The organism is Nostoc sp. UHCC 0870, from assembly GCF_022063185.1.
Lineage (GTDB): Bacteria > Cyanobacteriota > Cyanobacteriia > Cyanobacteriales > Nostocaceae > Trichormus.
The window spans coordinates 53,680-65,572 of record NZ_CP091913.1 but is presented as its reverse complement, the minus strand read 5'-3'; the positions used below and the strand labels follow the sequence as shown (position 1 = coordinate 65,572).

12 protein-coding genes are annotated in these 11,893 nt (G+C 41.1%); 7 read left to right on the top strand and 5 right to left on the bottom strand.

Annotated features, from left to right (window positions below; genetic code table 11):
• The first annotated feature begins 129 nt into the window (after positions 1-129).
• Positions 130-807 carry a response regulator transcription factor gene (locus L6494_RS00250; RefSeq protein WP_237990905.1) on the top strand — a complete coding sequence of 226 codons (678 nt, stop codon included), beginning with the start codon at positions 130-132 and terminating at the stop codon, positions 805-807.
• 35 nt (positions 808-842) lie between these two features.
• Here L6494_RS00250 and L6494_RS00245 read toward each other — a convergent pair whose 3' ends face one another.
• Positions 843-1,514: a hypothetical protein gene (locus L6494_RS00245; RefSeq protein ID WP_237990904.1), complete on the bottom strand. Its 672-nt coding sequence runs from the start codon at positions 1,512-1,514 to the stop codon at positions 843-845.
• Between the two features lie 104 nt (positions 1,515-1,618).
• Between L6494_RS00245 and L6494_RS00240 the strand changes: the two genes are divergently transcribed.
• The 3 genes from L6494_RS00240 to L6494_RS00230 all read left to right on the top strand — a co-directional run bounded on the left by L6494_RS00240 (position 1,619) and on the right by L6494_RS00230 (position 5,131).
• On the top strand, positions 1,619-2,896 hold the full coding sequence (locus tag L6494_RS00240) for a sensor histidine kinase (RefSeq protein WP_237990903.1): 1,278 nt from the start codon (positions 1,619-1,621) through the stop codon (positions 2,894-2,896).
• 364 nt (positions 2,897-3,260) lie between these two features.
• A complete protein-coding gene (locus tag L6494_RS00235; protein WP_237990902.1) occupies positions 3,261-3,920 on the top strand; it encodes a hypothetical protein in 660 nt (219 codons plus the stop codon).
• Positions 3,921-4,165: 245 nt separating this feature from the next.
• Positions 4,166-5,131: an SDR family oxidoreductase gene (locus L6494_RS00230; RefSeq protein ID WP_237990901.1), complete on the top strand. Its 966-nt coding sequence runs from the start codon at positions 4,166-4,168 to the stop codon at positions 5,129-5,131.
• A gap of 20 nt (positions 5,132-5,151) precedes the next feature.
• On the opposite strand, the gene L6494_RS00225 is transcribed toward L6494_RS00230, so the two are convergent.
• Positions 5,152-6,144, bottom strand: coding sequence for a M28 family peptidase (locus L6494_RS00225; RefSeq protein ID WP_237990900.1), 993 nt, complete (start codon positions 6,142-6,144; stop codon positions 5,152-5,154).
• A gap of 42 nt (positions 6,145-6,186) precedes the next feature.
• Between L6494_RS00225 and L6494_RS00220 the strand changes: the two genes are divergently transcribed.
• Positions 6,187-6,747, top strand: a complete 561-nt coding sequence (locus L6494_RS00220) for an NUDIX hydrolase (RefSeq protein WP_237990899.1) — start codon at positions 6,187-6,189, stop codon at positions 6,745-6,747.
• A 32-nt stretch (positions 6,748-6,779) separates the two neighbouring features.
• A complete protein-coding gene (tmk, locus tag L6494_RS00215) occupies positions 6,780-7,448 on the top strand; it encodes a dTMP kinase (protein ID WP_237990898.1) in 669 nt (222 codons plus the stop codon).
• Here tmk and L6494_RS00210 read toward each other — a convergent pair.
• Both L6494_RS00210 and L6494_RS00205 read right to left on the bottom strand, forming a co-directional pair.
• Positions 7,445-8,197: a class I SAM-dependent methyltransferase gene (locus tag L6494_RS00210; protein ID WP_237990897.1), complete on the bottom strand. Its 753-nt coding sequence runs from the start codon at positions 8,195-8,197 to the stop codon at positions 7,445-7,447. The two genes, tmk and L6494_RS00210, sit on opposite strands and share 4 nt — an antisense overlap.
• Positions 8,198-8,356: 159 nt before the next feature.
• Positions 8,357-9,097: a choice-of-anchor W domain-containing protein gene (locus tag L6494_RS00205; RefSeq protein WP_237990896.1), complete on the bottom strand. Its 741-nt coding sequence runs from the start codon at positions 9,095-9,097 to the stop codon at positions 8,357-8,359.
• A gap of 345 nt (positions 9,098-9,442) precedes the next feature.
• Between L6494_RS00205 and L6494_RS00200 the strand changes: the two genes are divergently transcribed.
• Positions 9,443-10,411: a DNA polymerase III subunit delta' gene (locus L6494_RS00200; protein ID WP_237990895.1), complete on the top strand. Its 969-nt coding sequence runs from the start codon at positions 9,443-9,445 to the stop codon at positions 10,409-10,411.
• A gap of 124 nt (positions 10,412-10,535) precedes the next feature.
• Here the strand turns inward: L6494_RS00200 and L6494_RS00195 are convergent, their stop codons facing one another.
• Entirely contained in the window at positions 10,536-11,654 is a 1,119-nt protein-coding gene (locus tag L6494_RS00195; RefSeq protein ID WP_237990894.1) for an ABC transporter permease, read from the bottom strand.
• Between the last annotated feature and the right edge of the window lie 239 nt (positions 11,655-11,893).

Below are 11,893 nucleotides of genomic sequence, written 5' to 3'. Positions count from 1 at the left end.
TCAAAAAAACCTAGATCATCTGCCATCTGCATCAGAATATGACTGATGGAAGAGAGGAAATAGGTTAAGTTTTCATACCATAAGTAATGAGGCTGGTAATTTTATTGACGTTGATTGCTCAAAATTTGTATGCGAATCTTACTGGTAGAAGACGACTCAGAACAATTAGAGCCATTGCAGGGTGTACTTTCAGAAGCTGGATACATTGTAGATGGCGTTGAAGATGGAGAAACTGCACAATGGCTATTGTCGAAAAAAGAGTATGATTTGTTGATTTTGGACTGGATGTTGCCCACAATTAGCGGATTGAGTCTTTGTCATCAGTATCGACTTTTGGGCAAAACTACACCTGTGCTGATGCTCACTGCCAAGGATACCACGCGGGACAAAGTTACAGCCTTAGATGCGGGAGCAGATGATTATCTTGTCAAACCGGCTGATTTAGTTGAACTCTTGGCGCGGGTACGCGCTTTAGGGAGGCGTTCTCCCCACTGGGTAGGAGATGTTCTTACTGTTGCAGATTTACAACTGCACCTAAGTTACTTGACAATTGAACGCAATCAGGAAAGTGTGGAATTATCCCCGCGTGAAGCTCAATTGCTAGAATACTTAATGCGTCACCATAATCAAATACTCACCCGTGAACAAATTGAAGAAGCATTGTGGCAATGGGGGGCAGAACCAGAAAGTAACGCATTAACTGTACTAGTACGCAAGTTACGTCATCGTTTGCAGTTAGTTGGTGCGGCTGATTGGATTAAAACAGTCTATGGTATGGGTTACAGTCTCAAAGCACCAGAGAATTAATTCGTAATTTGTAATTCGTAATTAATTATAACGGGCTAATTTTTTACCCGATAACTGACTAATATTCTGGCATTTTCACGAGAAAGCCCCAGTTCTTGAACTATCGCTGTTTTTACTTTGCTTAATTCTGTAACTGGAAACTCAAATTCTAACTTTTTCAGGATGGAATTAGTCGTATTAACCTCAACTTTTGTAAAACCTTTTTCTTTTTCAATTTCAGATAGGATTCCTACTACTTGAAATGTAGAACTAAGTTGCATTTGTGTATGAGGTTGTAGAGTTGCTATTTCACTAGATAGTCCTAACTCTTCAACTATGGCTTTTACTTTGTTTAATTCTGTAGCTGAAATTCTCAAGGTTAATTTTTTCAGGTAAGAGTTGGTTAATCTAAATTCAAATTGGGTAAAATCTTGCTGTTTTTCAATTTTAGTTTCGGTTATTACCACATTACTTGCTAGTCTTATCATGAATGTTTGTGTATCAGCTTGTAGCTTATCTACTGTAGGGTGGGAACGACTTAACAAGATGTTGGTTAATGATTCACCACCAAGTCCAAAAGCTATTAAGAGTAGTGGTAGAGGTAACAAATATTCTATCTTTAAAAAATGTAGTTTTTCTAATACGTAGGATAAAGACATATAGGAATCCAATTTGATTTTTTCACTTTTATCCTTATACTGATTAATGCCAAATTTTTCACATATCATTTAGGATTGCTATAGATAGTAATCTGACTGTATCTGCTCTTCGGGCAAGAAAGAAGGTAGTTTCCTATCTCCAGCAATGAATTGAATTGTATCTAACTAGTCTCATGTTTTACCGTAGTCGTAGTAATTTAGCTCTGTGGTTTACCCTAACGATGGGTAGTATTTTGGTGGTTTTTGCAGGGTTAATTTACTACCAAACAGTATTAAACAAGCTGGAGAATCTCGATAGTTTACTCTACAAAAAATCCAGAGTAATGGCTGTAAATGTGAAGTACGATCTGGGGAATCAACAGCTAGACCTGGAAAATGTGCCGCTTTTAGGAAATAAAGTACCTCCATTGGGTACTGAACTCGTATATGCCCGTTGGTATAATACTAGAGGGCAACTGGTGCAATTTTTTGGTACTATCCCACAGGCACAGGTTACAGTAACTCCGGGATTTAAGACTCTCAAGACGAGGTTTGATTCGTCAAAAGAAACATCGCCTGTGATCTGGCTTCGTCAATTAACTCTGCCTGTATACCAAGATAATTTGTTCATCGGTTATCTTCAAGTTGCAACACCGCTAGCATCGGTGCAGAATGATCTGGCTCAGTTACGGCTAGTTTTGCTGTTGATAGTACCAGCAACTTTAGGGGTAATTGGTCTAGCTGGGTGGTGTTTGGGTGGTATAGCTATGCGGCCAATTCATGAAAGTTACGAGCAGTTACAACGCTTCACGTCTGATGCTTCCCATGAATTGCGATCGCCTCTTTCGGCAATTACTAGCAATGCTCAGTATGGTTTACTGTCTAAATCTAACAATATTGAGGCGCAACGTCAGATATTCGGGAAGATTTACGATGTCACTAAGTCAATGAATACTCTGGTGAACAATCTACTCTTTCTGGCGCGTCATGCTGGTCGATTATCTCCTGAATATTTACAAGATGTTGACTTAAAGAGTGAGCTTTTAGAAATAGCAGATGAATATGCAAAACATGAGGCTACACAACATCTCAATCTAACTTACACTTTACCAACTACCAGTGTGACTGTACTCGGTGATGCTGACTTACTGCGTCAAGCAATAGTGAATTTGCTCGATAATGCCTGTAAATATACTCCTGCTGCTGGTCAAGTTCAATTGCGGCTGTTTACCCAATCATATTGGGCTGTGATTGAAGTCATGGACAATGGTATTGGTATTCCCAAAGCTGATTTAGCGCATATTTTCGAGCGGTTTTATCGGGTAGATAAAAAGCGGACGCGTAAAACTGGTGGATATGGTTTAGGGTTATCGATTGTCCAACAAATTGTTGCTGCACATACTGGTCATATTAGTGTCAAAAGTGTAGTTGATGAGGGGTCAACTTTTCAAATTTTTTTGCCCCTTAAGTAGTCAAAGGTGATAGGGGATAGGTGACAGGTGACAGGTGACAGGTGACAGGTGATTCCCGCAGGATAGCATCTATCGAGATTCTTTACTCCACTAAGTTGCGCTCAGAATGACAAATAATCCCTAAAATCAGCAACGCCAAAGTATCAATCAACTATCCAAAGTTTGAACTTAATTGTTAAGTAATTTATACCTAAAGAATGACACATTCACAGTGTACATAAATAGACTTATTTAAAAACAAGATTTATAAATTTTAAATAGTTTTTTTTTAACAAAATTAATAGCAAAAATTTAATCTCTGTCACCTTCTAATCACATTTGTCATCAAAAGTAAAGATAACAAGATGAAAAGGAAGAAATATTTATGAATACAACTTTTTTCCAGGGTACTTTTACTCTGTTAACTCTAGCTACTGTGACTATTATTGGTAACACTTTGCCGGCTAGTGCTGAAAATGCAAACTCCACTTCTGCTAATGCTGTGACAAATCAGCCAGCAGCAGTAAGTGAAACGCCTGCTACTGCTTCTGCATCTGATTTGATGATAGATTCAACACAACCTTCCTCAATCGGTCAACCTGAGACTGAGCAGGTAGCTCAAACTTTTGAGCCTGGGAGATCCACGCGTTCGGGTTCTAGCTATATTGGTGTGGCTGGTAACATTGGCTTGAGTGGTGATACACGGGTAGGTGAAAGTTCATTTGCTGTGATTAGCAAAATCGGACTGACAAGAAATTTATCGGCGCGTCCTGCGGCTTTAGTTGGGGATAATACAGTTTTTCTCGTGCCAATCACTGTAGATTTTCCTACAGAAAATTTGGAATTTACTCAACTGAGTGTAGCACCTTATATTGGCGGTGGCGTGGCAATTTCTACAGGTAGAGATAGTACCTTGGGAGCATTAATTTCTGGTGGTGTAGATGTGCCTGTAACTCCACAAATAACAGCAACAGGTGGTGTGAATGTGAGTTTTATTGATAGAACTGATGTCGGAATTTTATTAGGTGTTGGATACAATTTCTAAATATTCTGGTTTTTCTTTATCAACTGAACCTGACACCGCAACAATTACAAAGGTTTTCCTACACGGCTGCACTAGTAAAGCACGGCGTAAATAAACAGACCATTCTCAATCGTTCAAAGCCTTAATATATAAAACTTTTGACTTCCGCGTAGCGGTACTAGTACCATGCCAACTTTCAAATGCTCGTCCTACTACGTGAAAAATCCAGCTTAAGAAATACAAAATTTGCTGAAGGAGAAAAGAATATGCCACGACCTATACACAGTTCAGTCATAGTCATTACAGGTGCATCAAGCGGCATCGGGCGGGCTACAGCGTTGGAGTTTGCTAAACAACGGGCAACATTACTCCTAGCTGCTCGGCGTGAAAATGCTTTACGGGAAGTTGCCCAAGAGTGCGAACAACTAGGCGCAACGGCTGTGGCAGTGCGAACCGATGTTACATTTGAATCAGATGTGCAAGCCCTAGCACGCCGCGCTATCGAATCTTTCGGACGGTTAGATGTGTGGGTGAACAATGCTGCCGTCAGCTTATTTGCACGGTTTGAAAATGTACGGATGGAAGCCTTTCGGCGAGTAATTGAGACTAATTTATTTGGTTACATCCACGGTGCGCGTGCTGCCCTACCCTACTTTAGAGAACAAGGTAACGGTAACTTGATTAATGTTTCTTCAGTTGTCGGTGTAACGGGACAACCATACACAATACCCTACACCATCAGCAAGTATGCAATTCGCGGACTCTCCGACTCCCTACGGATGGAATTGTATTTAGATCACGCACCTGACATTCATGTCTGCACAGTTTTACCTGGTTCTATTGATACACCCATATTTCAACACGCAGCCAATTACACAGGTCGCCAAACCAAAGCCATGACACCTGTATATTCTGCCAGAGAAGTTGCTGAAGCGATCGCTGGATTAGTAGAAAGACCACAAAGAGAAATCGTTGTTGGTCAAGCCGTCTACTTAGCACTTTTACAGAAAACCTTAGCCCCCGATGTCTTTGAGCACATGATGGCAACACAAGTAGATAAAAACCACTTTCAAGATTACAAACCAGCCCCTCACACCGATGGTAACGTCTTCGAGGCTATGGAAGATTATACAGGCATCAGTGGTAATTGGTTAGTTGAAGATGGGATGACCCAAGATATCTGGGATATGGCAAAGGAAGCAGCCCAGAAAATTGGCTTACCAATGTCTTAAAAGCGAGTGAGGAGTTAAAGTTAATTTAATAAGTTATTAGTGGCATTAACTACAATCTGTGCAGAGCCGATAAAAAACGATCGCTCGATATTTTCAGGGGTATCACTAGGTTGATGGTAGTGGGGTGTACGGAGATTAGCCGTATCTGTAACTAACACTGCACCTATACCTTGATACCAAAAGGGCGCATGATCACTACGCAGAGTATCAGGTGTGAGCAAACCTTTCAGGGGAATCGGTAGCTTGAGAATATCTGGTAAATTGCTACTATCGGAGTTGTCAAAAGCTTTCAATAAGGGTAAATGTTCCGTGTCACCTATGGCGACTAAAAAATCACCTTTATCGCTGGGTGGAGTCACAGGTAAACCTGTCGGATATTGCTGACACCCACTGGTATAGCAAGCATAACCCACCATATCCATGACAATTACACCCTGGAGGTTTTGCAAACGTTTTTCTTGAGTCACAAATGCTTTACTCCCCAATAGTCCGGCTTCCTCTAGGTCAAAAAATGCTAACTGCAAATTTCGGGGTGTGGGTAGTGAATGAAAAACTCTGGCTAATTCCAGTAATACCGCTACACCACTAGCATTATCATCAGATCCAGGAGACGCAGCAACTGTATCATAATGGGCTGCAACTAAAATTGCTCCGGTTTTGGTGTTAGTTCCTGGGCGTTCAGCAAATACATTCACACCACCAGGAAACTTTTCTAATTTGGGTTTCCAGCCTAATTTCTGTAGTTCATTGATGATATAAGTACGAGTAAGCGATCGCTCTTTTGGTGTATAGCGTTGAAAATTTAGCTTTTGGATATGAGTTAATAATTGATCAGCAGATACTTCCGGGGCGTTGTTAACTTCCTGAGACTCTGGTTGTGGTTGAGGTGTAATTAATGGTGTAGTCTCAACAATTTCTACAGAGGAATGCTGTTGAAACAATGTACTCCCTTTACCACCTACAATTACAATTGCTACTAGTACCAACAGAGCGAGCCAAATCCTTTTTTTCATCAGAATTTTCTAGCCTTTCAGACTAGGTTAACGCAAACCTCTATGAAAAAATTATCCCAACCAGCCTGGAAGATTCACGACCGTTTTTTAGAACTGCGCTCAAATTGGCTGACTTTGATTGGTGAACACCTGCAAGACCATCAAGGTCAAATATTAGAATACTGGCGCATTGAAAAAGCCGATTCTGTGGTAATCATACCGATTCAGTCCAATTACCTAATTTTACCCCCTCTAAGCTATAGACCCGGACTAGGAGAACTCACTTTAGACTTTCCCGGTGGTCGCGCCATCCCTGGACAAAACCCTGATACAGCAGTACCAGCTATTTTGCAAAGAGAATTAGGTGTGGAATTGGCAACAATTGGTCAAATCATACCCCTAAATACCGAAGGTTGGGCGGTAAACAGTTCTTTTTCTAATCAGAAACTTTACGGTTTTGTGGCTTATCTCCAACCCCATCCCATCGTTGCATCTGAGTATGTGGGAGCAACTTACCCAGCCACTTCCACAGGTGTGCATGATTTACTTCAGCATCTTATCTGTCTACAATGTCGTGCGGTTCTCATGGAGTGGTGGCTTAAATCCCTGAACAATAACTGGTAACTTGTAACTGATAACTGATAACTGATAAAAGCATGGGTGGTAGATTAATTGTATTTGAAGGGGTAGAAGGTTGCGGCAAAACTAGCCAAATGCAGCTTTGTGCAGAGTGGTTACAAAGTTTGGGTATTTCTGTAATTATCACCCGTGAACCAGGGGGAACGGAGTTAGGTGTGCATCTGCGGCGGTTATTACTAGAAAAAAAAGATGATCAGCCTGTGGCTGAGGTGACAGAATTATTATTGTATGCTGCCGATCGCGCTCAACACGTTGCTCAAGAGTTACAACCCAACTTAGCAGCCGGAAAATATATTTTGTGCGATCGCTATATTGACTCTACCATTGCCTATCAAGGTTATGGTCGTGGTTTGGATATGAATTTAATTCACCAGTTAAATCAGATTGCTACTGGTGGTTTAAAGAGCGACTTAACTATCTGGCTAGATGTAGATGTGGAGATAGGACTAGCCCGAAAGCGTGGGGATGCACTAGGATTAGACCGCATCGAACAAGAAACCATTGCTTTTCATCGTCGTGTACAGCAAGGTTATGCAGATTTAGCCACGTCCTCACCCTCACAAATTTTCCGAGTTGATGGTACTTTGAGTAAAGAAACTGTACATAAAATAATACAGGAAATCTTATGCCTACACTTAAAGGAAATACTGGCTAATGGTGCAACAGCTAAGGTATTGCCGAGCTAAACTGCTTGCAATATGTAAAATGAGTAACCGTATGTATCACCGTAGTTTCGGAAGATTTCTATTTCCACTTCGGTTTCATGGATAACGGACTGCATCATGCTATTAGCCAGTGGTCGAACTGTATTCATCCGTTCTTGGAGTGGTTCGTAGTAATTAGTCCACCACGCCTGAGAAGGTAAACGATGAACGCCCAGCACTTCAAAACCAGCCGTCTTTGCTCGTGCTGAATTTTCAGCTTCACTTCCAATTGTAGGATAGGCATCCCGCCAGTATTTACGGGCGGGTTCTGGTATCTCGTCTGTGAACCAACTCATCTCTGAAATGACAGCTACACCCCCTAGTGTCAGCAGTGGTCGCCAGGCTTTTAAAGCACCCTCAAACGTCAAATTGTATGCTGCTCCTTCTGACCACAGCAAGTCAATTGCAGCCACAGGCCAATTAAGATTCCCCATGTCAGCTTCCACAGTTTTGACCAAATGATCAAGCCCCTGCACCTTTGCATTGGATTCTAACTCGTCGAGGAATGCACGCGAAAAATCTACTGCCGTTATAGTTGTATTAAACCATTCTGCCAGAATGATTGTCCCAGCCCCCGCACCACTTCCTAAATCAGCAATCCGCAGACTTTTCGGTAACTCTGGCAGTATAGACAATATGTGTCTAGAAAATGCAGCATCACCTGGCCCTTGTCGCGCTAGTCCACGATGTAATTCAATGAGAGCATTGATTTGTTCGTTTTGTTGTTCCATTATTGTTGTTTGTTACATGAGAAATGCAATCATCTCCATGAGTAACATTAATAGGGTGAGTTACGCGATCGCGCCACACACCCCACTAAATACTTAAACTACTAATTTTATTTTCAACAGTCAGCACCAACACTTGTACTGTCATCACACAGTGACTTCTTAAACTGATGCTTTAACAGATTGTTTTCTTTTGCTATAACCAACAGCAGCAACGCCAACTAAGAACATAGCACCAACAGCACCAGGTTCAGGTATAGACTTTGTAGAACCAACTTTAATTTGATAAGCAAGTCTTGAATTGGTGGGAATTGTACCAGTCCAACTCATTAATATTTCACCGGTGAGAGTAAAGGGAGAAGATATATCACTAATTTCTAAATAGTCTATATCAGTTCCTGCTTCTGAGACTGAAGAGAACAAATCTTGACCAATTGCCGTGCCATTGAATGCTAAATTACTCAGTGTGATGGAACTATCGTCAGCAGCACGGGTACGGAGAAAGATATTATCAGCAACACTAGCAAAAGCATTACTACTAAGTAGTTCTCCATTAACGGTATAATTCACTTGAGTGCCAGTGTATTCCAAAGTGAAATCTACTGGTGTACCATTTCCCCATATACGCTGACCTGACGCAACAGGCAGACCGGTAGATGTATTAATACCTAATTCTCGTTCAGCATTATTTAAGCTATTGTTACCAATTCGACCTTCAGCAACGAATAATTCTGTAAATTCGCCGTCACTCAATAGATTATTAAAATCTCCATCAGTAAAACCTGATCTATCAACGAGAGTAAAAGCCTGGGCTGGGTTAGCTGCTAGAAATAAACTGATGGTAGTTAATCCTAAAGCCGTTAGAAACTTGCTTTTGTAGAGAGATAGTTGTGATTTTAACATTGTTTCTCGATGGTTAATGGTTATTAAAAAGTAAAAATTCTGTGATTGGTTTAGCAGATTTTATTTTGCTATGTGCTTATTACGGTAATACTTGAATTGTCATTTGTCCAGAAAAATTCTGCTTTTTTATGAAAATTTTGATTTTTGATGTAAATTATTCAATAATTTGTGTAAAATACGTAAGTTATAGTTGATTTTTCTTAAAGTAATGATACTTAGGAAAATAAATCATAAATTACCAATGCTGAGTATCTTTACTTGTGATAGACAAAATAATATTTCTCTTCATTAAGTTATGAATCAATATATAAATTGAATTAGGTAAGGAAGCAAAGCTTGATCTAAATGATTAGAGAATCGTTTGCACCATTGTTAGGACAACAACAAGCCATCGAATTATTGACTCAGGCTGTCATGCAAAACCGCGTAGCACCAGCCTATATGTTTGTCGGTGCAGATGGTATAGGACGAAGTTTAGCGGCGCGGTGTTTTATTGAGTTGTTATTTGCTAGTGCTGTAAAAGAGCAATCGCTGTCATCGTTACAACAAAGATTGCGTCAAGGTAATCACCCCGATGTCTTATGGGTGCAACCAACTTACCAATATCAAGGACAACGCCTCACAGCCGCCGAAGCCGCCGAAAAGAAACTCAAGCGCAAAGCACCGCCTTTAATTCGCCTAGAACAAATTCGAGAAATTACCGAATTTCTCGGCCGTCCCCCCTTGGAAGCACCGAAGAATATAGTAGTGCTGGAAGAAGCCCAAACAATGGCAGAACCAGCAGCTAATGCGCTACTCAAGACTTTAGAAGAACCAGGAAAAGCGACAATTATTTTAATCACCCCTTCCCCTGAGTCAGTGTTACCGACTTTAGTGTCACGCTGTCAACGCATTGCTTTTTCTCGGTTAGATACAGCGTCTTTAACTCAAATCCTCACACAAACAGGTAATCAAGAAATTTTGCAGCATCCAGCAATCTTGAGCATAGCAGCCGGTAGTCCGGGAAATGCGATCGCCTCTTACGAGCAATTACAAGCAATTCCCCCCCAGTTACTCCAAGATTTGATGAAAGCACCGACATCTCAACGCAAAGCCTTAGAACTAGCCAAACAAATTGACAAAGAATTAGACACAGAAACCCAACTATGGTTAGTAGATTATCTACAACAGTCTTACTGGCAACAGTGGCATCAACCACCCATCATTAACCAATTAGAACAAACCCGTAAATATCTACTAGCTTACGCCCAACCCCGTCTAGTTTGGGAATGTCTGTTATTATTCCTATCTCAAACGTTAAATTGGCAAAATTAAATGGGCAATTCAATTAATTTTGGATTTTAGATTTTAGATTTTGGATTGGGTTTAAATCCACCTGTCCCCTGTCCCCTGTCCCCTGTCCCCTGTCCCCTGTCCCCTGTCCCCTGTCCCCTCTCTCCTACCTACGCAAACTCCGGGGGTCAAGCGCATCTCTCAACCCATCCCCCAGTAAATTGAAAGCCAAAACTGTCATAATAATTAACAAAGCCGGAGGCCAAATTAACCAGGGTTGTAGTACCAAAATAGACGCATTACTGGCTAAAGACAGCATATTTCCCCAAGATGGGTCGGGTTGTTGAATACCCAAACCAATCAAACTTAGTATTGCTTCCGAGCCAATAAAACTGGGAACTGCCAAGGTAGCAGAGATAATCACATAAGTAGCCGTTTGCGGTAAAACATGGCGGATAATAATATATATTGGCTTCCCACCCATTGCTCTCGCTGCTTGGACAAACTCTCGCTCTTTAATTGACAGGACTTGTCCACGGATTACCCTAGCTAAACCAGCCCAGCTAATCACAGAAGTAATCAACACAATTAATAAAAATCGCTGACTGCTGCTTAAACCAGCCGGTAAGACTGCACCCAAAGTAACCAACAGATAGATACTAGGGAAAGTCATTAGCACTTCTGCTATTCGCATAATGACGCTATCAATCCAACCACCAAAATAGCCAGAAATCCCACCTATCAATAAACCGAGAGGAAAGGTGAAAAGTACACCAATAATCCCAATAAATAAACTAATGCGCCCACCATACAACAGGCGGCTAAGTTGGTCACGTCCTTGTTCATCAGTCCCTAGAAGATTTAATTTTGCATCCCCATCTGCACCAAACAAATGCCAATTTAAGGGTATACCAGGGATGATAGTAACTTCTTCCGATTTCGGGGGTAGTGGTAGACTCAACTGAAATAATCGGTATTCTGGCCCAGCAACAAACAATCTTACAGGCGAAGGCTTTGTATAGTCTACAATCAATTGGCGATCGCCTGTTTCTAAGTCCGTATCTCCCTGAGTTGTTGGATAAATGTGGGGTCCGATAAACTTACCCGATGTTTTGGCAACCCAATAAATCCGAGTAGGTGGTAATAGTGAACCATTAGCTTGTGACACGTAAGGGTTGTATGGGGCGATGAAATCAGCAGCAATTACCGCCATATAGAAAACCAGCAACAAGATTGCCCCAAATCGTGCCAAAGGATTTTTCTGAAGTCTTTGCCACCAATTCATAGTTTTTAGTTATTAGTCATTAGTTATTAGTCATTAGTTAAGGGTGAATGGTCAATATAGTCAAGGGTATATAGATAAATCTTTGGGTAGATGACAGGGGATAGGGGATAGGTGACAGGTGACAGGGGACAGGGGACAGGGGACAGGTGAGTTTTAGATTTAAACTCATCCCCAATCCCCAGTTATTTAAGAGGGTGTTTGAAAAGTCCTCTTTTATGTCATGCTGACGAAGGAAGCAT

Excerpts from the sequence above, each read along its gene's own strand:
- L6494_RS00240 (WP_237990903.1), top strand. The coding sequence starts at position 1,619 with ATGTTTTACCGTAGTCGTAGTAATTTAGCTCTGTGGTTTACCCTAACG.
- L6494_RS00220 (WP_237990899.1), top strand. The coding sequence starts at position 6,187 with ATGAAAAAATTATCCCAACCAGCCTGGAAGATTCACGACCGTTTTTTA.
- L6494_RS00205 (WP_237990896.1), bottom strand. The coding sequence starts at position 9,097 with ATGTTAAAATCACAACTATCTCTCTACAAAAGCAAGTTTCTAACGGCT.
- L6494_RS00225 (WP_237990900.1), bottom strand. The coding sequence starts at position 6,144 with ATGAAAAAAAGGATTTGGCTCGCTCTGTTGGTACTAGTAGCAATTGTA.
- tmk (WP_237990898.1), top strand. The coding sequence starts at position 6,780 with ATGGGTGGTAGATTAATTGTATTTGAAGGGGTAGAAGGTTGCGGCAAA.
- L6494_RS00230 (WP_237990901.1), top strand. The coding sequence starts at position 4,166 with ATGCCACGACCTATACACAGTTCAGTCATAGTCATTACAGGTGCATCA.
- L6494_RS00200 (WP_237990895.1), top strand. The coding sequence starts at position 9,443 with ATGATTAGAGAATCGTTTGCACCATTGTTAGGACAACAACAAGCCATC.
- L6494_RS00250 (WP_237990905.1), top strand. The coding sequence starts at position 130 with ATGCGAATCTTACTGGTAGAAGACGACTCAGAACAATTAGAGCCATTG.
- L6494_RS00245 (WP_237990904.1), bottom strand. The coding sequence starts at position 1,514 with ATGATATGTGAAAAATTTGGCATTAATCAGTATAAGGATAAAAGTGAA.
- L6494_RS00195 (WP_237990894.1), bottom strand. The coding sequence starts at position 11,654 with ATGAATTGGTGGCAAAGACTTCAGAAAAATCCTTTGGCACGATTTGGG.
- L6494_RS00210 (WP_237990897.1), bottom strand. The coding sequence starts at position 8,197 with ATGGAACAACAAAACGAACAAATCAATGCTCTCATTGAATTACATCGT.
- L6494_RS00235 (WP_237990902.1), top strand. The coding sequence starts at position 3,261 with ATGAATACAACTTTTTTCCAGGGTACTTTTACTCTGTTAACTCTAGCT.